The organism is Corynebacterium sp. NPDC104732 (assembly GCF_055583565.1).
In genome coordinates this window covers 46,518-66,714 of the sequence record NZ_JBVJNS010000002.1, presented here as the reverse complement: position 1 = coordinate 66,714, position 20,197 = coordinate 46,518, and the positions used below count along the sequence as shown (strand labels likewise).

Sequence of the window (20,197 nt, the reverse complement as noted above, 5' to 3'; positions counted from 1 at the left end):
ATGCGAACGTTTACCGAGGATTCATCTCACAACCATGTAAGTTACACCTTGGCTCGTTAGCCTGAGGGGGACTGGTCAGGAGGGAAACTGGCCGGCCACCGCCTTCCGGTCGCTGGTACCGGCATCACACCGGCAGGGGTGCCATCATCGCATGTCACAGCCCGCTCGGGTACCCGGCGGGAGGTGAAGGGAGCCCTCACAGTTATGCGGAACAACGTTGCCGTATCCGCCATCGATCCAGCCCTCGATGGACACCAGCCCACACCCACCCGGACGTACGTGATTGATACGTCTGTTTTGCTGTCCGACCCGTGGGCATTAAGAAAATTTGCCGAACACCACATCGTCCTGCCACTGGTTGTAGTCAGCGAATTGGAAGGCAAACGGTTCCACCCGGAACTTGGGTGGTTTGCGCGGGAAGCACTGCGTTACCTCGAGGACCTGCGCCAGACGTATGGTCGCCTGGATAAACCAGTGCCGGTTAACACTGATGGCGGTACCGTCCAGATCGAGCTGAATCATTCTGATATGACAGTGCTCCCCGTCGCTTTTCAGGACTCCATTAGCGATCACCGCATTCTGGCCTGCGCTCTGAACTTTCAACGGGAAGGCCGGGAGACCGTCCTAGTCACGAAAGATATTCCGTTACGGGTGAAGGCCGGGTCAGTGGGACTGCCGGCGGACGAATACCACGCGCAAGACGTGGTGCTGACCGGGTACACCGGTATGGAACAGCTCGAGATTGATTCCACCAGCATCGATGAGTTGTATCGCGATGGAGAAGTGGACCTGTCAGGTGAACTCACTCGTCGGGGAGTGGCTATCGAAGATCTCCCAGTGCACTGCGGGCTCACGCTCACGTCGCCATCCCAGTCAGCTCTGGCACGCGTGCGGGCCGACGGCGTGGTTTCCTTGGTGCGGGGGGATCGCAATGCCTTTGGAGTGCAAGGACGATCTGCTGAGCAACGCATCGCGCTAGAGCTCCTGTTGGATCCAGAAGTCGGTATTGTTTCCATCGGCGGGCGCGCCGGGACTGGCAAATCAGCCCTGGCCCTGTGTGCAGGCCTGGAGGCAGTATTGGAACGTGGTGAACACAAACGGATCGTAGTGTTCCGTCCGCTTTACGCCGTGGGCGGGCAAGACCTAGGTTATTTGCCAGGCTCGGAATCTGAAAAGATGAATCCCTGGGCGCAAGCGGTATATGACACCTTGGAGGGCTTGGTCAGTGACAATGTCATGGAGGAAGTCATGGCACGCGAGCTCATCGAGGTGTTGCCTCTCACGCACATTCGTGGTCGTTCGTTGCACGACTCCTTTGTGATCGTGGACGAAGCGCAGTCCCTGGAACGCAACGTGTTGCTTACTGTGTTGTCGCGCTTGGGGAAGAATTCCCGGGTTGTCCTTACCCATGATGTTGCGCAGCGTGACAATCTCAGGGTAGGGCGTCACGATGGCGTGCAGGCGGTCATTGAAAAGCTAAAGGGAAATGACCTGTTTGCGCATGTTACTCTGCAACGCTCCGAGCGTTCCCGAATAGCAGAGTTGGTAACCAGTCTGCTGGAAACTCAATAGCTGGGATTTGAAGCTCAGGGGTTGTCGGGGTGGGTCAGGGTTTTCCCTGACCCTGGATTAGGCCCCTGCTCTAACGGTACTTGCAGCCATTAATTGAAGTTTTGTACGTTTGAAGCGAAAACCTCACAAGATCCCACAGGAAGCTACACAAAGCATGAAAATTCAGAAACGCACGGCTGCAATTACTGCAGCATCACTCCTCGGTATTGCAGCAATTGGTGGTGGCTCCTACGCGTTTCTGAGTCCTAAGGAACGCACGCCTGTCATCATGGCATCCGACGTGCGTGAGATCCAAGAACAAGATGTCGTGGAGAAAGTGCATGCTGAAGGTGGATTGGAGGCAACTCGCACCACCTCCATTACTTCCACGCTCACTGGCCCCGTGAAAGACCTACAGGTCAAGCTAGGCGATCGGGTGGCGGATGACCAACTTCTAGCAGTGATGGACACTACTGCTATCGAGCGACAGCTTGAGGCAGAGCGAGCAAATCGCGCTTCGCAGGACACCGCGAACAACAACCAACTTCTGACGGCACAGCAGCAGTACCAGCAGCTGCACGAAAAATATGACCACGGACTGAATCCGGAGATGAATGCAGCTGCTGCCGCTGAAAGGCAAGCTGCGTCCGCACTGGAAACTGCGCAACGGGCATTTGAAAACAAAAAGAAAGACACCAAAGCGGGCACGGATCCGACCGTCACCGAACAACAAAAGGCGTTGACAGCTGCTCGCGATGAGCAACGAGATGCGGCCCTTAACTTGCTGCGTGTCAATGCCGGCACCATCTTCAACGTCATCACCACGGAAGCCGGTAGCCCGGACATGATGGCTGATTCAGTACAAACCCAGGATCGCTTGAACCGTGCTGACCGTGACTTGGCTGTGAAGGAAAAGGAGTACCAGCAAACCCTGGTAGCAATCGACCGTGAACTTGCTACGCTCGCAGCTCAGGTCCGTGACGCTAGCGCTGCACACCGTGAAGCAGTGGTAGGTGTGGAAAGCGCTCGGTTGGCAGCACTGCACCAGATTGATGCGCAGCGTGCAGCCGTGGAACAAGCGCAGGCTGCCGTCAACAGCGGAAGCCTGGCATCGGAAGTGACGCAGCGTCATCTGACCATCGATGTGGCCAAGGCGGAAGTGCATAGCCCTCATGGCGGGATTATCACTGAGCTGAACGCAAAGGTTGGTGCCCCTTCCGAAGGGGTCCTTATGACCGTTGCTGATGACTCCGCGCTCAAAATCACCACGCTGGTGAAGGAATCGGAAATCGGAAAGGTTAAGCCCGGCGACGAGGTCACGTTCACCACGGCGGTGACGAAAGACAAAAAGTTCACCGGCAACGTGATCAATGTTGCCTCTGCGGCAAAGACCAATCCGGATGGCGCCTCCAAGAAGGTGGAATTCCCGGTTGAGATCGCCGTGAAGGGTAACACGGAAGGACTGCGCATCGGGTCCACCTCCAAGTTGGAGATTGTGGTTAATAAGCAAAAGGGAGCGCTGTCTGTGCCTCGCGAGGCAGTGCTGAAAGACGGAGACAATCACGCGGTTATCGCGTTGATCGAGGACAATGGCAAGTACATCGTCAAGAAGATTCCAGTGCAGGTGAAAGCGCAAACTGACTTTGATGCTGCTATCGCCTCCCCTGAGCTGAGCCCGGGCACCAAGATCGCTTCGGACCCTAGCAAGTACATCGAGGACGTCGACAAGCGCGTGCGAGTGGAGCACTAACATGACAGCTCTTATCGAGCTCGCTGGAATTACACGAACCTTTAACCAAGGCCAGCCGAGCGAATTGACCGTGCTCAAAGGGATAGATATGACGATTGATCGAGGTGAGTTTGTCTCGGTCATCGGTGCCTCAGGTTCCGGCAAGTCAACCCTGATGAATATCATGGGGCTCCTTGACCGCCCCACGCAGGGAACGTACCTGCTCGACGGCGTGGACGTCCTCGATAGCTCAGACGATGAACTTGCTTCCTACCGCAGTACCCGAATCGGATTCGTGTTTCAGAACTTCAATCTGATTGCTCGCATCGACGCCATCCGCAATGTAGAGATGCCGATGATGTACGCCGGAGTTCCCGCGAAGGAACGCAAAGAGCGGGCCATCGAACTGTTGAACCTGGTGGGGATGGGGGAGCGCTTGCACCACCAGCCCAACGAACTATCAGGCGGCCAGAAGCAGCGCGTGGCTATTGCACGCGCCCTGGCCAACAAACCAGACCTCATCCTTGCCGACGAGCCCACCGGCGCCCTGGACACCGAGACTGGACGAATGGTCATGGACTTGTTCCACCGACTCAACAATGAACAAGGCGCCACAATCGCGTTGATTACCCACAACCCGGAGCTCGCGGCTGAAACAACTCGCGTTGTCACCATGCGAGACGGACTCATCACGGAAGGAGGCTTGTGATGCGACTGAGAGAAGCGCTTGAGCTCGCACTGGGCAGTATGAAGACCGGAAAAATGAGGTCGATGCTGACCCTGCTCGGTATCATCATCGGCATTATGTCCGTGATTACCATTCTGACGCTTGGACATGCCCTAAAAACCCAAACTCTCGGCAGTCTCGATTCGCTGGGCCTCAATAACCTGCAGGTTCAAGTACAAAACCGCAAAGCGGCTGAAGACTCGCAAAGTGACTATTTCTTCGGCGGTGCAGAAGTAAAGGATGCAGATGCACTCATCACTGCTTCGCAGGTGTCGGGGGTCAAAGAACGCTTCGGGGACAAAATTACCGGAGTGAGCTACAGTGGCTACGCCGGTGGGCTCGGGGATGTGGAAACCTCCATGGACACCTTGGCTCCGCCTACTGTGAAAGCTGCCGTGAGCCCTGTGAATGAGGACTACCTGCGACTTTCTGGCATCCAGATCACCTCGGGGCGAGGGCTCACTGAGCAAGACGTGACCGAGGGGCGACACGTTGCGATCATTTCCCCGAAGCTGCTCTCTGACCTTTTTAAAGATGACGTTGACCGAGCACTTGGATCTGAAGTTCGGTTCCGGAACGACGCCGGAACCGCGTCCTTCATTGTGATCGGTGTCTCCGGAGAACAAAAGGGTGGCCTTTTGGTGGGTAGTTCAAAGCAGGCGACGGTGTACGTACCTTACCCGATCCAACAGCTTTTCCCTCGGGACGATGGCGTGCCGTCAGTTGAGAACGCCTACTCCGAAGTAAGTTTCCGGGTTGCGCAAGGCGTGGACAAGGAAGCCGTGAGGGACGAGCTGCAGACCTACTTTGATCGTGCTTACCAAGGCAACAATCAATACATGGCTAAGGTTGTCGACAACAAAAAGGACATGGAATCGATCAACCAAGTTCTCAACAGCATCAGCCTTGCGGTTGCGGCGATTGGCGGAATTTCCCTCCTAGTCGGCGGTATTGGCGTCATGAACGTCATGCTCATCACCGTGACCGAGCGAACCCGTGAAATCGGTGTTCGCAAGGCGCTCGGGGCACGTCGCCGTGATATCAAGGTCCAATTCATCATTGAGGCGATGATTGTCTGCCTCATCGGTGGCCTCATCGGCGTCGTTCTTGGTGCGGTATTCGGCATGATCGGCGCCACCATGCTCGGTCAGTTCGTGTTCCCGCCACCAGCAGCCGTGATCATTTCCTTGCTATTCTGCATGGGAATCGGCTTGTTCTTCGGGTACTACCCAGCGGCCAAAGCCGCCAAGATGAACCCCATCGAAGCCCTGCGGTACGAATAGCCTTACACCGTTTCCCTCAGTTTCTCCTCGCGCACGAACACCACGATCAGTGCTGCCACCACAGCCAGTGGCATGAGGAGGAAGAATACCGGGGTCAGGGCATCGTTGTAGGCAACCTGGATGGCGACCTTCAGGGCGTCGGGAAGCTGCGTCACGGCGGCGGGGGTGAGGCGCTGGTTCTCGGTGCCCGTCGCAAACGCCTCGGCGAATGGAGCGCCGGTCGGCCCCATGCTCTGCAAAGCAGTAGGGATAGCCGTGTGCAGGGAATCGCTGAGCTTACCGGTGAAGATACCGCCGACGAGTGCAGCCCCAAGGGAACCACCGATCTGCCGGAAGAAGTTCGTCGCACCTGTTGCCGTACCGACCTGGGAAATCGGGAAGGAATTCTGCACGATCAGCACCAGGATCTGCATAGCGCAGCCAAGCCCCACACCGAAAACGAAGAAATAACCGCCCACGGTGACCAGGGGCGAGTCTGCGTGCAACGTGGAAAGCAGATACAGGCCGAGCGCCACAATCAGCAACCCGATGATGGGGTAATTCTTGTACTTCCCCGTGCGGGAGACCCAGTTGCCCACCGCGATGGAGGTGCCCGTGAGGCCAACCATCATCGGAATCATCATCAGACCAGCATTGGTTGGGGTGAGTTCATGCACCATTTGCAGGTAAGTCGGTAGGTAGCCAAGCGCCCCGAACATGAACACACCAATGCCCAGACCCGAGAGGGTGGTGAGGACGAAGTTGCGGTTCCGGAACAGCTGAATCGGCACGATCGGCTCGGCTACCTTCAGCTCGACGAGAACAAACAAGGCGCCAAAAACGACGGTTCCCGCGATCAGTCCCAGGATGAGCGGTGATCCCCACTCGTACTCGTTTCCGCCCCAGGTGACAAACAAAATGAGGCAAGTGGTGGCGATCATCATCACCAGCGAGCCGAGGAAATCAAACCGGCCCGAGGGGTGGCGTTTAGGCAACCGAAGGTAGAAAATCGCTCCGAGCAGTGCGAACAGGCCCAGTGGGATGTTGAGCCAGAGGCCCCAGCGCCACCCCGGCCCATCAGTGAACCAACCTCCGAGGACGGGGCCGAGCACGGAGGAAAGCCCAAAAACGCTGCCCATAACGCCCATATACTTACCGCGATCACGCGCACTGACGATCTCTGCGGTGATGGCCTGGGACAGGATCATGAGGCCACCACCAGCGACACCCTGGAGGGCGCGGGCCAAGATAAGAACGCTCATCGAGGTAGCGAGGCCACCAATGAGGGAGCCGACCATGAACAACACCACAACAAAGAGGTAGAGCCCTTTTCGTCCGATTTGGTCGCCTAACTTACCGAAAATCGGCAGCGCAATCGTCTGCCCCAGCAAAAACGCCGTGATCACCCAAGACATATGGTTGACGCCGCCGAGGTCACCAATGATGGTGGGCAGTGCGGTGGCGAAAATCATCTGGCCGAGGGAACTCATGAGCATGGCTGTCATGAGAGCGCCCATGATGAACTTGATGCGGGGTGCTTCAGTCATGGTGTGCTCCTTTCGAGCGTGCTAGTTGGCGAAAATTGTCCAGCGCGGCATGGCACTGGCGGTGGAGGTCGACGAGCTGAGCGGATGGTTCAGCCATCCATTCTTTGGTCCCAATGTGGAGGGCGGCGTGGACGATGCCGACGATGGTGCGGGCCTCTGCAACAGGCGTGAGATGCGGGAGGCGGCGGGCGTCGTCGTAGCGCTCGAGATAGCTGGCTGCGGTCCGCACGAGGCTGTCATGGATCAGGCCGAAGGCGGCCAACCTGTTGACTGACAGTTCGGGAGTGGTACGCAATATTGCTTTACGACGCCGTAGTAGCTCACCCGGCGACACGGAATTTGTTACCTGCGTGGTGAACATTCGATAGCTGACATCAAGCAGCGCGCGGGTGAGGTCCTCATGGCGTTGTGAGATAAACTCTTCCGACTCGGCATCGGTGAGTGGGACGGGGTAGCTGCCGAGCACAGCGGCTTCTTTGGAGTCGACATAGTTGAAGAAGGTGCGACGAGAGATGTTCGCCGCTGCGCAGATATCTTCGATGGTGACGTCGTGGTATCCGCGTGCGGATACCAGGGAAGTTGCGTGCTCTTCGATTGCGGCGAGGGTTGCTCGGCGCTTTTGTTCTCGAAGATTAGTTGTCATAGCTACAAATCTAGACGCTTAGTTGCACTGAGTAAAGATTTGCATTCGGTGAACTTAACGTGTGTGTCTCGATCTAGTGACCCGGGCCACGCTATGTGGCACGTTGAAACCGAACGGACTCGCCCGGAGCGATTTGACCGGAGTAATCAGAAGAACGTCGGGTCAACACCCCAATCACTGGGTAACCCCCGGTTACTGGATGGTCAGGCCCAAAAATAACGGGCATTCCATTCGGAGGAACCTGGATGGAGCCACGTACCATGCCCTCGCTGGACAATTCTCTGGAGACGGCGCGGGTCAATGGCGTGCTGCCTTCCAACCGGATACCAATCCGATTGGACTGCGGGCTCACCTGGTAGGTCTGGCTGAAAAAATCGGTGATCGAATCTTCGGTGAACCAATCAGCGCGTGGCCCCAGGATCACGGATAAGGTGTGTACTTCTTCCAACGGCCACAGGGTGGGGAGCTGGCGCAGCGTCGGCCACCACGCCGGTTCCGCGATGAGTGAATCTGCCAACAGAACGTCGCCTGCCTTCACCGGTGCAGGACCGAGTCCGGACATGATATCCGTGGCGCGGGAACCAAGGACGGATTCGGCAGCAAAGCCTCCGCGAATGGCAAGATAGCCGCGCATGCCCGACTCCGCAGTGCCGATGTCGAGCCGTTCCCCGGCCTCTAGATCAATGATGGTGTTGGAGTAGCTCTGCCGAACCCGGCCGTCCACGCCAGAAATAACAATGGGGCAGCGCACCCCGCAAACAATAAATTGAGTGGCCTGCAGCGCTTCCAACACAAGGCCACCGACTAAACACTCAAGCACCGTGGCTCGTGGGTCGTTGCCCATAGCGTGGTTGGCGCGGGCGGCACTCATTCGATCAAAACTGCCCGAAGGGCATACTCCTGTGCCCGCAAGTCCATGCCTGCCCGCATCTTGAAACACTGTATGGGCGCCCGGATTAATCACTTTGAACACGGGGTGACCTCCACGAATTTGACCGTATCGCCAGGGCAAATTGCTGCAGGCCTGTCCTTCCTGTGGGGATCCCACATAACGTTGTCCGTCGTGCCAATCAACTGCCAGCCACCAGGGGACGCTTGGGGATAAACACCGGAAAACTCACCGGCCAGTCCCACTGCGCCAGCAGGGATCGACGCACGAGGCGACTCAAGACGTGGCACCGTAGGCCAGACAGCATCGGGTACGAGGTACATGAAACCAGGGGAAAAGCCGCCGAATGCGGCTGTCCAATGCGTCTCTGTGTGGCGGCGCACCAGCTCTTCCGGGGACCAGCCCAAAGTCTCAGCTAGCGAATGCAGGTCTGCGCCGTCGTAACGCATTGGCACGGTCACGTCTTGGCTACTGCGAGCTGTTGCTGCGGGGGCTGCTGTGATGTCGCATTCCAGCAGCATGCGCTTCATGTCCGTCGGGAGCAGCCGTGAGGTATCGAGCATGATCAGCAGTGTCTGCGAGGCTGGGACCAAGTCCATAACCCCAGGCGTGCGCCACGATGCCACGATGTCGTGCAAGCGTAGGACAGTGCGCAACAGGCTGAGCCCGGTAGCCTCGGCGTCGTCTTCGGTGACATCGACGATCAGGGCCTGATCGCCACACGGTTTAATCAGCATGGCCAACCTCAATGCCTTCGGCAGCCAGCGCCGCCCGGATTTCCTGGATCAGGAGCAGCGCCGTGGGATTATCCCCATGGACGCACAGAGATTCTGCCGCCACGAGGATCCTCGAGCCATCGATGGCGGTGATGGGTTCCCCCAGAGCCAGGTTGACGGCCTGGTTCGCGGCAGCTTGGGCGTCGTGAAGGACGGCGCCGGGCGTCGAGCGCGGGACCAACGTTCCGTCCGCAGTGTAAGCTCGGTCCGCAAACGCCTCTGCGATGACCCCAAGCCCAGCCTCCTGCGCCCAGCGGAGGACACTGGACCCAGCCAGCCCCATCAGCTTCAGCGAGGGATCTGCGTCCTTAATGCCCTGAATAACTGCGCTGGCCTGCACGCTGTCATGAGCGATGCGGTTATATAACGCGCCATGAGGTTTCACATACGTCACCGCAGTACCTTGCGCCCGCGCGATCGCTTGGAGCGCTCCGATTTGGTACGTCGTCTCTGCGGCGAGCAGCCCAGGATCGTACTCCATCTCGCGTCGGCCGAACCCCGCGAGGTCACGGTAACCCACATGCGCCCCCACACGCACGCCCTTATCGACGGCCATTGCCACCGTTTGCGCCATCACCAACGGATCCCCGGCGTGGAAGCCGGTAGCAACATTGGCGCTCGATACCAGGTCAAGAACTTGAGCATCACCGCCAATGGTGTAAGCACCGAAACTTTCTCCCAGATCGCTATTGAGATCAAACACTGTTAACGCTCCTCAATCCGCTAAAACAACAGGGCAAAGGCCTTGTCGGCAGACACCCAAGCCAAATACCACGCGATAGCCAATCCGGCGAGCCCCACCACGATGAGCCACGTGGGGTAGCGGTACCCGTGGAGTAGATCCTGCTTGCGAAACAACGCCACAAACAACACCACGCTGAAGCCGACAGGGAGGACCAACCCGTTGAAAGCGCCCGCGAAGACCATGAGGGTGGCCGGGGCGGTGCCCAGAATGACAAAAGCTGTGCAGCTGAGCAAGATGAACACGATGGTGATGATGTTTTGTGTGCGGCGACTGTCGGCCCCACCTTTAACGAGGAACGTGGCAGATGTGTAGCTTGCGCCGATAATGGACGATAGTGCCGCAGCCCAAAGCACGACACCGAAGAACCGCAGCCCGAGTTCCCCGGCAGCGATCTCAAATGCCTGACCGGCAGGGTTGTTCTTCGTATCCAGCACCGCGCCACCAGCAACTACCCCTAACACCGCGAGGAACAGCAGCACGCGCATCACGCCGGTAAGCAAGATGCCGGTGATAGACGACTTGGCCACATCATGCACATGTTCCACCCCAGAATTGCCGGAATCCAGCATGCGGTGCGCTCCTGCGAAAGTGATGTACCCTCCCACCGTGCCACCAACCAGGGTCGTGATGGTGAGCATGCTGACCTCTTCCGGAAGCACCGAGTTCTTCAGAGCTTGGCCCACCGGGGGATGGGAAACAATCGCGACGTATAGCGTCAGTGTCATCATGACGAGCCCGAGGAGGACCAACAGTTTGTCCAGCCCCGCGCCGAGCCGTTTGACCAGGAAGATCGTGATGGCCAAGACCGCGGTGATGGTGCCGCCGGTCTTTGGGTTAGCCCCAAATATGGCGTTGGTGCCCAGACCAGCGCCAGCAATATTGCCGATATTAAAGACCAAGCCACCAATGGCGATGCACGCAGCGAGCACCCACCCCAAACCGGGCACTACCCGGTTACCTAGCTCTTGGGCGCGCAAACCACTGACGCCGATAACGCGCCACACATTCATCTGCACCGCAACGTCGATAATGATCGACACCAGGATGGCAAAGGCGAAAGCCGCCCCGTGCTGAGCGGTAAAAACCGCGGTCTGGGTGAGGAAACCCGGGCCGATGGCACTCGTGGCCATGAGGAAGATGGCGCCCAGGATGGCGCTTCGGGTGGTGGCACTCGCGGCCGATTGTGCTAAAGATGGGCTCATCACTACCGATCCCCTTCCTCTTGTTGAACAAATTGGCGTCATTATAGCTCGAGTGTGGCGTAGGGCACAATAGGAAACGGGGGGCGAACAATTTAATGCAACTCGTGTGACGAACGTCGCAAAATTGTTTAACATAGAGCCATGACAGCGACCCCGATCCAGCTGGCGCAGCGTATCACCGACAAGATTCTCTCTGGCGAGTTCTCTCCGGGTGGAAAAATCCTGGAGATCCCACTCGCCACCGAGCTTGGCGTGTCGCGCAACACACTTCGGGAAGCGTTCCGCCTCCTTGCGCGCGACGGCCTCATCGAACAAATCCCGCACCGGGGCGTATTCGTCAGGTCTCTTAGTGCCCGCGATATCGTTGAGCTCTTCGCCTATCGACGCTTCATCGAACTCGGTGCCTTGCAGTATTTCGGTCTCGATGTGTCCCGCACTGAAGCGGCACTTCGTGGCATGAACCAAGCCATCACTGCGGCGGAACAAGCAGCTCGCGCCGGGCACTGGGCGCAGGTTGGCACCCATAACAACAGCTTTCACCACCACCTGGTCTCGCTCGCGGGCATTCCTCGGCTTAATGACAACCTCACCTTGGTCATGGCGCATGCCCGCCTAGCATTCTTGGCAGCTGCCAGCGTTGAAGAAATGCACCGTCCCTTCATCGAGCGTAATCGGGAGATCCTTTCTGCCCTCGTGAAAGGAAACGTGGACAAGGCAACCACGGTGCTGACGCGCTACCTCAAAGAATCAGAGGCGAAGATCCTGGCTGAAATGACCTTTGGGGTCACAGCAGACCACAAAAAATAACAATGCCGGATACGCACTGAGCGCATCCGACATTAGTTGTGTGGGACTTAGAAGTTATCGCGGTCCGTGTTTGCCATTGCGAGGACGTCCAGACGCTTGTCCAGTTCTTCCTCGGTCAGCTTCTCGCCGTCAACGAAACCGAGATCGATCACGGTCTGGCGGATGGTCTTGCCTTCCTTGAGCGCAGTCTTGGCGACCTTCGCAGCAGCCTCGTAGCCGATCGCAGAGTTCAGCGGGGTAACGATGGATGGGGAAGACTCAGCCAGGGTGCGCATGCGCTCCACATTTGGCTCGATGCCGTCGACGAGGCGCTCTGCGAACACACGAGAGGTGTTAGCCAGCAGGCGTGCAGACTCGAGGACGTTACGTGCCATCAGCGGAATGAAAACGTTCAGCTCGAACGCGCCCTGGGAACCACCGAAGACCACAGCGGCGTCGTTACCAACAACCTGAGCTGCGACCTGGGTTGCGGTCTCACAGAGAACTGGGTTGACCTTACCCGGCATGATGGAGGAACCAGGCTGCAGGTCTGGGAGGTGAATCTCGCCCAGGCCGGTCAGCGGGCCGGAACCCATCCAGCGGATGTCGTTAGCGATCTTGTTCAGGGATACCGCGATGGTACGCATCGCGCCGGAGAACTCGACGAGCGCATCGCGGTTAGCCTGTGCCTCGAAGTGGTTCTTGGCCTCACGCAGCTCTTGCACACCCGTGAGCTTCTTCAGCTCTTCGGTGACCAGCGCACCGAAGTCAGCAGGGGTGTTCAGGCCGGTGCCCACTGCGGTGCCACCAATTGGCAGCTCGCCCAGACGCGGGAGGGTGGCCTCAACGCGCTCGATGCCAGCCTCGATCTGACGTGCGTAACCAGCGAACTCCTGGCCCAAGGTCACAGGAACGGCATCCATCAGGTGGGTGCGGCCGGACTTAACGACGTCCTTCCATTCCTTCGCCTTGTTCAGCAGGGAAGCGTGCAGCACCTTCAGGCCTGGGATCAGGTCATTGACGGCAGCTTCGGTGGCAGCCACGTGGGTGGCGGTAGGGAAGGTGTCGTTGGAAGACTGGCCCATGTTGACGTGGTCGTTCGGGTGGATCTCCACGCCGTTTGCCTTCGCGATCGAAGCGATGACCTCGTTGGTGTTCATGTTGGAGGAGGTGCCGGAACCGGTCTGGAAGACATCGATCGGGAACTCAGCGTTGTGCTTACCCTCTGCGATTTCCTTACCAGCGGCGATGATGGCATCCGCGAACTCATCAGACAGCAGGCCCTTGTCCTTGTTTACCTGCGCGCAAGCGGCCTTCAGCAGACCCATAGCGCGGATCTGCTGTGCCTCCAGGCCACGGCCGGAGATTGGGAAGTTCTCCACTGCGCGCTGGGTCTGGGCGCGCCACAGAGCGTTGACAGGGACCTTGACCTCGCCCATGGTGTCGTGTTCGATGCGGAATTCCTGCTCAGTCATATATTTCACCTTTTGTCGATGGATATAACACATGGATATAACATCTGGCCGGACACGTGCGTATCCAAGCCACTTCCTCTAGTATGACTCAAAACCTCAGCCGGTGTGGACGAGTGGGGTATTAATTTGCAATTATGACCGGGGTCTCAGTTTTTGGAGTGGAAATGGCCTCGGCTAACAGGGGTAACGGGTGGCAACAAACCTGATGCGCCGATGAAGCGTCGCAGTATTGGGGAGCCCTATGGGACTGCGGAACAATCTGGGGTTAAGGGGCAAATTGTGTTACGTAACCCTGCAAAACCCGGGAAGCGTTCCCCGGGTTTCGGTGATTTTTAAGGCTGCACACCTGCTGTTTCACTGTTTTTGGCCCGAGATCCGGGGAATGCTTCCCGGGTTTTAGTAAGAAACTTCAGGGGCCGTGGCCAAAGACCCAGGAGTGAAGTAACAACACAAAATGCACGCCGGCCAGACACACATTTTGTCCCTTAACCCCAGATAGTCAAAGAAACTAAAAACCCGTCACCGAAGTGACGGGTTTAAGCAAGAGCTCGGCTTAGCGGGTGTAATCCACCACAGAGTATTCCTGCAGCTTCTGGAGTTGGTGGACGGACTCGATGAAGCGGATCGTGCCGGACTTGGAACGCATGACCAAAGAACGGGTGGTTGCGCCGTTAGCGCGGTAGGACACGCCACGCAGCATGTCGCCGTTGGTCACACCGGTAGCGACGAAGTAGCAGTTGTCGGAAGAGACAAGGTCATTGGTGAACAGGACTCGATTAAGGTCATGTCCAGCAGCGATAGCCTTATCTCGCTCTGCGTCGTCCTTCGGTGCCAGCATGCCTTGGATCTCGCCACCCATGCACTTCATGGCGCAGGCGGTGATAATGCCCTCTGGGGTGCCGCCGGTGCCCATCATGATGTCCACAGAGTTAGAGTTCTGGGCGGCGGCGACGGCACCAGCCACATCACCGTCAGAAATCAGGCGGACTTTCGCGCCAGCTTCGCGGATTTCCTTGATGAGGTCGACGTGACGGGGACGGTCGAGAACCACCACGGTGACATCGGACTTTGCAATGCCCTTTGCCTTGGCCACAACCTCAATGTTGTGCAGCGCAGGAGCGGTGATGTCAATCTTGCCGGCGGCCTCCGGGCCAACGGCAATCTTCTTCATGTAAAAGACTGCCGATGGGTCGTACATCGTGCCACGCTCAGCAGCGGCCAACACGGAGATAGCGTTCGGGCGACCTTCTGCCATCAGCGTGGTGCCGTCCACAGGGTCAACAGCGATGTCCACCTCAGCGCCGAAGCCGGTACCGACTTCTTCGCCATTGAACAACATTGGGGCCTCGTCCTTTTCGCCCTCACCAATGACGACGACACCCTTCATATTCACCGAGTTAATCAGCTGGCGCATAGCGTCGACAGCCGCGCCATCGCCCTCGTTTTTCATACCGCGACCGACCCAGCGGCCAGAGGCCAATGCTGCAGCCTCCGTGACACGGACGAGCTCCATGGCTAGGTTACGATCTGGGATTTCCGGGTTATTCATACTGACAAGGCCTCCACGTGGCTTATTTGGATGTAGATGCAGTCTTTTGCTAAACACCAGTGCTGCTAGATGTCATAACAAACGGCTATGTGTCTATTCTTCCAAAGTTTTCGGCGTCTGTGTTTGGTTTCCACCACCTTATGAGGGGAGTCGTGCATCACGTTAGGTGGGTGGACACGGTTCACCATCGTGGTTGTCGATCTGCCATACTGTTTTCCGTGGCTGATCAGAAACCTCGTATTTTTCAAGATTCTCGCGACATCGTGGTGTCGTTGCTGGTGGTTGTCGGATTGATGGTGCCGATGGTGGCCTTCACCGGGATGTGTAGCTTCGACCGTGGGACGCCGGAAAACGGCCCGGTTCAGAAGGTGGATGCCACGCAGATTTTCAGTATGGAAGCACGCGCGATGAATTTTCCGTTGCGCCTGCCGGAGACTCCGGAGGGGTGGACTACGAACTCCGCACGTCGCACCACGGTGAACAAGCAACCGGCGACCGTGGTCGGTTGGGTTACCCAGGAGGGGGCTTATCTGCAGCTCATGCAGACTGACCAGCCGCTGGACAAGGCGGTGCAGGACGTGGACGAGCACGGACGTACGGAGCAGCAGGCGCAGCTTATCGACGGCCAGGAGTTCCGAATCTATACCTCCCAGGAAAAGAACGTGCGTGACGTTTGGGCTGCTGACCTAGGCGATGTCCGGCTCATTTTTTCGGGAACAGCAGGCCCCGCTGAATTCGAGACTATCGCCCGGAATACCCTGCAAGCAGAGCCACTGCCTGGCAAAGGCAGCAACTAGTTTTCTACGTTCCCAAGCGCCGCTTCAACGCGTCGTGATGCGCCCGCGAGATGTTCCTCGCAGCGCTTGGCTAGCGCCTCGCCACGTTCCCAGTACTTGAGAGACTCATCTAGCCCCATCTGTCCGAGTTCAAGAATCTTGACCGTCTCAATGAGTTCATCACGAGCAGCTTCATAGCTCAGCGATTCCACGGGCGGAAAAGCGTTGTTACCTGCGGCACCAGAGCCAATAACGTCAGTATTCATGCGAGTTTTCTCCTAATTTGATTTCTGTGCAGACATTGCAGCGGCGACGATGGCACCATCACCGACCCGGATCCGGAGTTGGCTGCCCGGGGGAGACTGCTCCACCGTGGTGACGACCTCGGCTGGGGACCCATCACGCGGCACCACCTGCACTACGGCATAGCCTCGTGCCAAGGTAGCCGCTGGGCCGAGCGTGCTGATCTGGGCACGCAGCGCGGCAGTTTCGTTTTTGGCGGACTTGAGCGCCGTGGTGATTTCTCGTCGCAGATACTTCACAGCCCGCGCGATTTCTTCTGCTCGCACTTCAATAAGGGAGTGCGGGTTGGCCAGCACCGGGCGGCTGCGAATATTCGCTAAACCTCGCGACTCTCGCTCTACCCAGCCACGGAGCGCGGCGCGACTTCGAGACCTCAGCTCGGCAACGAGTTGGCGCTCAGCGGCCACGTCAGGAACCACTTTCTTCGCAGCATCCGTTGGGGTGGCCGCGCGCAGATCTGCCACGTTATCGAGCACCGGGTTATCCGGCTCGTGTCCAATAGCGGATACCACCGGAGTGGTTACCTGAGCGACTGCCCGCTGCAGTGCTTCCTCGGAAAACGGAAGCAGGTCCTCCACGGAACCGCCACCTCGGGCAATAATGATCACATCCACAGCAGGGTTGGCATCCAGCTTCTCCAACGCTTCAATGATCTCCGGAACTGCACTGGCCCCCTGCACCGCCGTGTTTATGACCTCAAACTGCACCTCGGGCCAACGAGATTGCGATACCGCCAGCACATCGCGTTCCGCGGCAGAACCACGGCCAGTGATGAGGCCCACCCGATTCGGGAGGAAGGGGAGCGGCTTCTTGCGATCGGCGTCGAAAAGCCCCTCGCTCGCGAGTTGCTGCCGCAACCGTTCGATACGCGCGAGCAGCTCGCCGACGCCCACCGCGCGGATATCCGTCACCCACAGGGAAAACGAACCGCGCCCAGCATAAAACGCGGGCTTGCCATAGACCACCACACGGTCGCCATCCTTCAGCGGACTAGGGAAGCCCTGGATCAAGCTGGTGGGGCAGGTCACCTGCACACTCGCCTCAGCCTCCGGATCCCGAAGCGTCAAATAGGAAAGCTTCCACGTCGGCTTCACATTAACCTGGGTGAGCTGACCCTCCACCCAAATATGGCCCAGCTTCTCAATCCACGCCTTCACCTTGGCGTTCACTTCCCGCACCGGCCACGGGCTATCCGGTGTCGTTGCCGCGCTCATTATCCCCCTCAAACGTTATGCGAAACATACACAATTAAGTGCAATTCTAGGCCTTTTCTGCCATAGCTGGGTACGCTAGGCAGCATGACGCAAACCTTGACCAAAAAAGTGTTGCTGGCGGCTCCTCGCGGCTACTGCGCGGGAGTGGACCGCGCAGTAGAAACAGTGGAGCGTGCGCTGGATAAATACGGCGCACCGGTATACGTCCGCAAAGAAATTGTGCACAACCGCTATGTTGTGGATACCTTGGCCGAGCGAGGCGCGATTTTCGTCGATGAGACCACCGAAGTACCAGAGGGTGCGCACCTGGTATTTTCTGCTCACGGCGTAAGCCCTGCGGTCCACGAAGAGGCCCGTCAGCTCAACCTGAATACACTCGATGCCACCTGCCCACTAGTGACCAAGGTGCACAACGAGGTCAAGCGATTTGCGCGCGACGGCTTCCAAATCCTGCTCATTGGGCATGAAGGGCACGAGGAAGTAGAAGGCACCGCGGGAGAAGCTCCTGACGTTGTTCACCTAGTCGACGGGGTGGAAGGCGTGGACAAGCTTTCCTTCGGAGAAGACGAAAAGCTGGTGTGGCTGTCCCAGACCACACTTTCCGTGGATGAAACTATGGAGATCGTCACCAAGCTGAAGGAAAAATTCCCGAACCTCATCGATCCGCCTAGCGACGACATTTGCTACGCCACCCAAAACCGCCAAGTTGCGGTGAAAGCCATCGCTCCGAAGTGTGAGCTCGTCATCGTGGTGGGTTCCCAGAACTCCTCCAACTCCAAGCGCCTGGTGGAAGTCGCCCTGCAAAATGGTGCGCAAGCCTCCTACCTGGTCGACTATGCCTCGCAAATTGAAGAGCAGTGGCTGGACGGGGTCACCACCGTCGGCATTACGTCCGGCGCTTCCGTCCCCGAAATCCTGGTGCGTGACGTACTGGAGCACCTGGAGAAGTTCGGTTTCCACGATAGGGAAGAAGTAGTCACCGCTGCCGAGAAAATCGTTTTCTCGCTGCCACGTGATCTGCGGCCAGCTAATCGTGAGAAGCGCTAACTAGCTGTAGAGGTCGTCACTAAGCGACCGATGTGCCGGCTTCTGCTCGGGGCGAGAGCCTCGTCGCGGGGCCGGCCGTTCTGTTTTCGGCACACCTGAGGCCGCTGGATTATTGCGTCGCGTTGGACGGTCAGTGCGGGCCGTTTCCGTAAGTGGTGCTCGGCGTAGTGGACGACGTCGCTCTGAGCGCTTGTCGACGTCCTTGATCAGATCGGAGAACGGGATTCGCTCCTCAGGGGCCAACTCGCTGCGCCGTGGGCGACTAGCCACCCGGCGGACACGCGTGGTGGTCTCCCGATTATGGCGTTCACTGCGTGCAGCGATCCTCCGCTGCCGCTGCAGCTGCGCCATCCTGGCTTGGTATTTCTTCATCGCTGTGTAAAGGCGCCATAGGGCTATGAGCACGGTTACGGCGGTGATGGCCAGGAGCGCCGGGAACTGTTCAGCGAGAGGATAAATCGATGACAGCAGCATCGTCCTGGAGAACTGATCCGAATCACCGGCCAGGTCACTACGCGCGATAAGCCAGGAAGTGAGGGGAGTGATGATACCGAACAACAAAGGCTGAGAAGCCACGTTGAGGTACAGCGCGCTGTGCTTCACAAATGCCGTGGTGCCGATAGCACCCACTCCAAAGCAAGCCAAATGTATCCAGGAGATTTCTCCCGCGCTCAAACTGAGCAGTAGCCCGGTGAGCAGGCATGCGATCGAGAGAGACAGCGCCGTCCATAGCGACAACCCACGGGACGCTGACGACTGGGCGGAGCGGCGAACGCGTGGCGTAGCTGTGGAAAGGTGAGACACGGGAGATAAGTCTACCGACTCGCACTGTCAAAGAGCGAAAACAACGCGGGCTGCTCCTAGCGAAAACGTCACTTTTTACTCTTGCGTTTGACGTGGTTCACGCGCTCGCATGTCTACAAAGGGCAGTGTGGGAGGCTGCTTCCCGCTGTTTGGCAACGCATCGAGTTCGTGAAGTTTACGTGCGGTGACAAAAACACGACTGTCCAGAGAGGCAACGGTTTGGTTGAAAACCTCGACGGATTTGTTTAGGGAAGTGCCGAGCTTATGGAGATGTTCTGCCGATGTGCCCAACCGTCGGTAGAGCTCACTGCCTAGTTTCTGGATTTCCGCAGCGGTATCACTCAGTGCGCTGTGTTGCCACCCCAACCCGACGGTTCTGAGCAACGCGACCAAGGTGGTGGGGGTGGCAAGCACAACGTTTCGTGAAAAGGCATACTCCAGTAGCTCGTTGTCGATTGAGAGCGCAGCGTCTAGGAAAGGATCGGCGGGGACGAACAACACGATGAACTCAGGGGTGGGTTGAAAATGGCGCACGTAGTTTTTCCCCGACAACTGCGTAATATGCGTCCGGAGGTGATTGGCATGCCTGCGAAGGTGGGCCTGGTGCTCTTCGGGATCTGTGGTGTCCAGCGCGTCTAGGTAGGCGAGAAAAGGGACTTTCGCATCGACCACAATGTTGCGGCCATCCGACATCCGGATCACCATATCGGGGCGAACGGCGTTGTCGGCAGTGCTGACCTGGGTGTCGAAGTCGCAATGCTTAACCATCCCGGAAAGCTCCACCACCCGTTCCAGTTGCATCTCGCCCCACCGTCCCCTGACTTGTGGGGCGCGCAATGCGGTGACCAGTTTATCGGTTCGGTCCGAAAGCATCAGGGACGTTCGGTTCATGGCCTGAACCTGCGCAGACAGCTGGGCAAAAGTTTCTGCACGTTCAATTTCCATGTCGCGAACCTGGCCACTCAGCGTTCCCATTGCCTTCTCTAATGGCGTAAGTGATTTGGAAATGCTGTCTATGTTGCCGTCCCGGACGAGAGCAGACAGGAGCTGCTGGTCGCGCTCCGATGGTCGTGAGCTGCGCAGAGCCCAGCCTAAAACTATGCCGATCCCGAGGCCAAGAAGGAGAAAGATGAACAGCGCCATGGTGGAAGTCATGTTTTCACCATGGCACA

Annotated in this window: 19 protein-coding genes; 7 read left to right on the top strand and 12 right to left on the bottom strand. The window is 57.9% G+C overall.

What is annotated here, in order from left to right; all coding sequences use genetic code 11:
- Positions 1-204 precede the first annotated feature (204 nt).
- From ACZ6ZO_RS01800 to ACZ6ZO_RS01785, 4 genes are all read left to right on the top strand, one after another.
- The gene (locus tag ACZ6ZO_RS01800) at positions 205-1,572 is read left to right on the top strand and encodes a PhoH family protein (protein ID WP_465290076.1); all 1,368 of its coding nucleotides are present in this window, start codon (positions 205-207) and stop codon (positions 1,570-1,572) included.
- Between the two features lie 154 nt (positions 1,573-1,726).
- Positions 1,727-3,301 (top strand): efflux RND transporter periplasmic adaptor subunit, encoded by a 1,575-nt coding sequence (locus ACZ6ZO_RS01795; protein ID WP_465290074.1) that lies wholly within the window; start codon positions 1,727-1,729, stop codon positions 3,299-3,301.
- 1 nt (position 3,302) lies between these two features.
- Positions 3,303-3,989: an ABC transporter ATP-binding protein gene (locus ACZ6ZO_RS01790; RefSeq protein ID WP_182386521.1), complete on the top strand. Its 687-nt coding sequence runs from the start codon at positions 3,303-3,305 to the stop codon at positions 3,987-3,989.
- Positions 3,989-5,290: an ABC transporter permease gene (locus ACZ6ZO_RS01785; protein WP_182386520.1), complete on the top strand. Its 1,302-nt coding sequence runs from the start codon at positions 3,989-3,991 to the stop codon at positions 5,288-5,290. The genes ACZ6ZO_RS01790 and ACZ6ZO_RS01785 overlap by 1 nt, the downstream gene beginning before the upstream one ends.
- A gap of 2 nt (positions 5,291-5,292) precedes the next feature.
- On the opposite strand, the gene ACZ6ZO_RS01780 is transcribed toward ACZ6ZO_RS01785, so the two are convergent.
- The 6 genes from ACZ6ZO_RS01780 to ACZ6ZO_RS01755 form a co-directional block, all read right to left on the bottom strand.
- A complete protein-coding gene (locus ACZ6ZO_RS01780) occupies positions 5,293-6,816 on the bottom strand; it encodes an MDR family MFS transporter (RefSeq protein ID WP_465290071.1) in 1,524 nt (507 codons plus the stop codon).
- On the bottom strand, positions 6,809-7,459 hold the full coding sequence (locus ACZ6ZO_RS01775) for a TetR/AcrR family transcriptional regulator (RefSeq protein WP_182386519.1): 651 nt from the start codon (positions 7,457-7,459) through the stop codon (positions 6,809-6,811). Before ACZ6ZO_RS01775 ends, ACZ6ZO_RS01780 begins: the two co-directional genes overlap by 8 nt.
- A gap of 91 nt (positions 7,460-7,550) precedes the next feature.
- Positions 7,551-8,399 (bottom strand): 5-oxoprolinase subunit C family protein, encoded by an 849-nt coding sequence (locus ACZ6ZO_RS01770; RefSeq protein WP_465290440.1) that lies wholly within the window; start codon positions 8,397-8,399, stop codon positions 7,551-7,553.
- Between the two features lie 20 nt (positions 8,400-8,419).
- Complete coding sequence (locus ACZ6ZO_RS01765; protein WP_465290069.1) at positions 8,420-9,085, bottom strand: 5-oxoprolinase subunit B family protein; 666 nt, start codon at positions 9,083-9,085, stop codon at positions 8,420-8,422.
- Positions 9,075-9,827 (bottom strand): LamB/YcsF family protein, encoded by a 753-nt coding sequence (locus ACZ6ZO_RS01760; RefSeq protein WP_465290067.1) that lies wholly within the window; start codon positions 9,825-9,827, stop codon positions 9,075-9,077. Before ACZ6ZO_RS01760 ends, ACZ6ZO_RS01765 begins: the two co-directional genes overlap by 11 nt.
- A gap of 20 nt (positions 9,828-9,847) precedes the next feature.
- Complete coding sequence (locus ACZ6ZO_RS01755) at positions 9,848-11,071, bottom strand: NRAMP family divalent metal transporter (protein WP_465290065.1); 1,224 nt, start codon at positions 11,069-11,071, stop codon at positions 9,848-9,850.
- Between the two features lie 141 nt (positions 11,072-11,212).
- On the opposite strand from ACZ6ZO_RS01755, the gene ACZ6ZO_RS01750 reads away from it, so the two are divergent.
- Positions 11,213-11,878: a GntR family transcriptional regulator gene (locus ACZ6ZO_RS01750; protein WP_208769030.1), complete on the top strand. Its 666-nt coding sequence runs from the start codon at positions 11,213-11,215 to the stop codon at positions 11,876-11,878.
- Positions 11,879-11,925: 47 nt separating this feature from the next.
- Here the strand turns inward: ACZ6ZO_RS01750 and ACZ6ZO_RS01745 are convergent, their stop codons facing one another.
- Together ACZ6ZO_RS01745 and glpX are read right to left on the bottom strand one after the other, a co-directional pair.
- Positions 11,926-13,332: a class II fumarate hydratase gene (locus tag ACZ6ZO_RS01745; RefSeq protein WP_343159535.1), complete on the bottom strand. Its 1,407-nt coding sequence runs from the start codon at positions 13,330-13,332 to the stop codon at positions 11,926-11,928.
- A 553-nt stretch (positions 13,333-13,885) separates the two neighbouring features.
- A complete protein-coding gene (gene glpX / locus ACZ6ZO_RS01740) occupies positions 13,886-14,881 on the bottom strand; it encodes a class II fructose-bisphosphatase (protein ID WP_465290062.1) in 996 nt (331 codons plus the stop codon).
- A 218-nt stretch (positions 14,882-15,099) separates the two neighbouring features.
- Between glpX and ACZ6ZO_RS01735 the strand changes: the two genes are divergently transcribed.
- On the top strand, positions 15,100-15,678 hold the full coding sequence (locus ACZ6ZO_RS01735; protein WP_182386512.1) for a DUF4245 domain-containing protein: 579 nt from the start codon (positions 15,100-15,102) through the stop codon (positions 15,676-15,678).
- Here ACZ6ZO_RS01735 and ACZ6ZO_RS01730 read toward each other — a convergent pair.
- On the bottom strand, positions 15,675-15,923 hold the full coding sequence (locus ACZ6ZO_RS01730) for an exodeoxyribonuclease VII small subunit (protein WP_182386511.1): 249 nt from the start codon (positions 15,921-15,923) through the stop codon (positions 15,675-15,677). The two genes, ACZ6ZO_RS01735 and ACZ6ZO_RS01730, sit on opposite strands and share 4 nt — an antisense overlap.
- A 12-nt stretch (positions 15,924-15,935) precedes the next feature.
- A complete protein-coding gene (gene xseA, locus ACZ6ZO_RS01725; protein ID WP_465290060.1) occupies positions 15,936-17,174 on the bottom strand; it encodes an exodeoxyribonuclease VII large subunit in 1,239 nt (412 codons plus the stop codon).
- Between the two features lie 84 nt (positions 17,175-17,258).
- On the opposite strand from xseA, the gene ACZ6ZO_RS01720 reads away from it, so the two are divergent.
- Positions 17,259-18,221, top strand: coding sequence for a 4-hydroxy-3-methylbut-2-enyl diphosphate reductase (locus tag ACZ6ZO_RS01720; protein ID WP_465290058.1), 963 nt, complete (start codon positions 17,259-17,261; stop codon positions 18,219-18,221).
- On the opposite strand, the gene ACZ6ZO_RS01715 is transcribed toward ACZ6ZO_RS01720, so the two are convergent.
- Both ACZ6ZO_RS01715 and ACZ6ZO_RS01710 read right to left on the bottom strand, forming a co-directional pair.
- Complete coding sequence (locus tag ACZ6ZO_RS01715; protein WP_465290056.1) at positions 18,222-19,025, bottom strand: DUF6542 domain-containing protein; 804 nt, start codon at positions 19,023-19,025, stop codon at positions 18,222-18,224. It abuts the gene before it with no gap.
- Positions 19,026-19,100: 75 nt separating this feature from the next.
- Positions 19,101-20,180, bottom strand: a complete 1,080-nt coding sequence (locus ACZ6ZO_RS01710; RefSeq protein WP_465290054.1) for a DNA recombination protein RmuC — start codon at positions 20,178-20,180, stop codon at positions 19,101-19,103.
- Positions 20,181-20,197 lie beyond the last annotated feature (17 nt).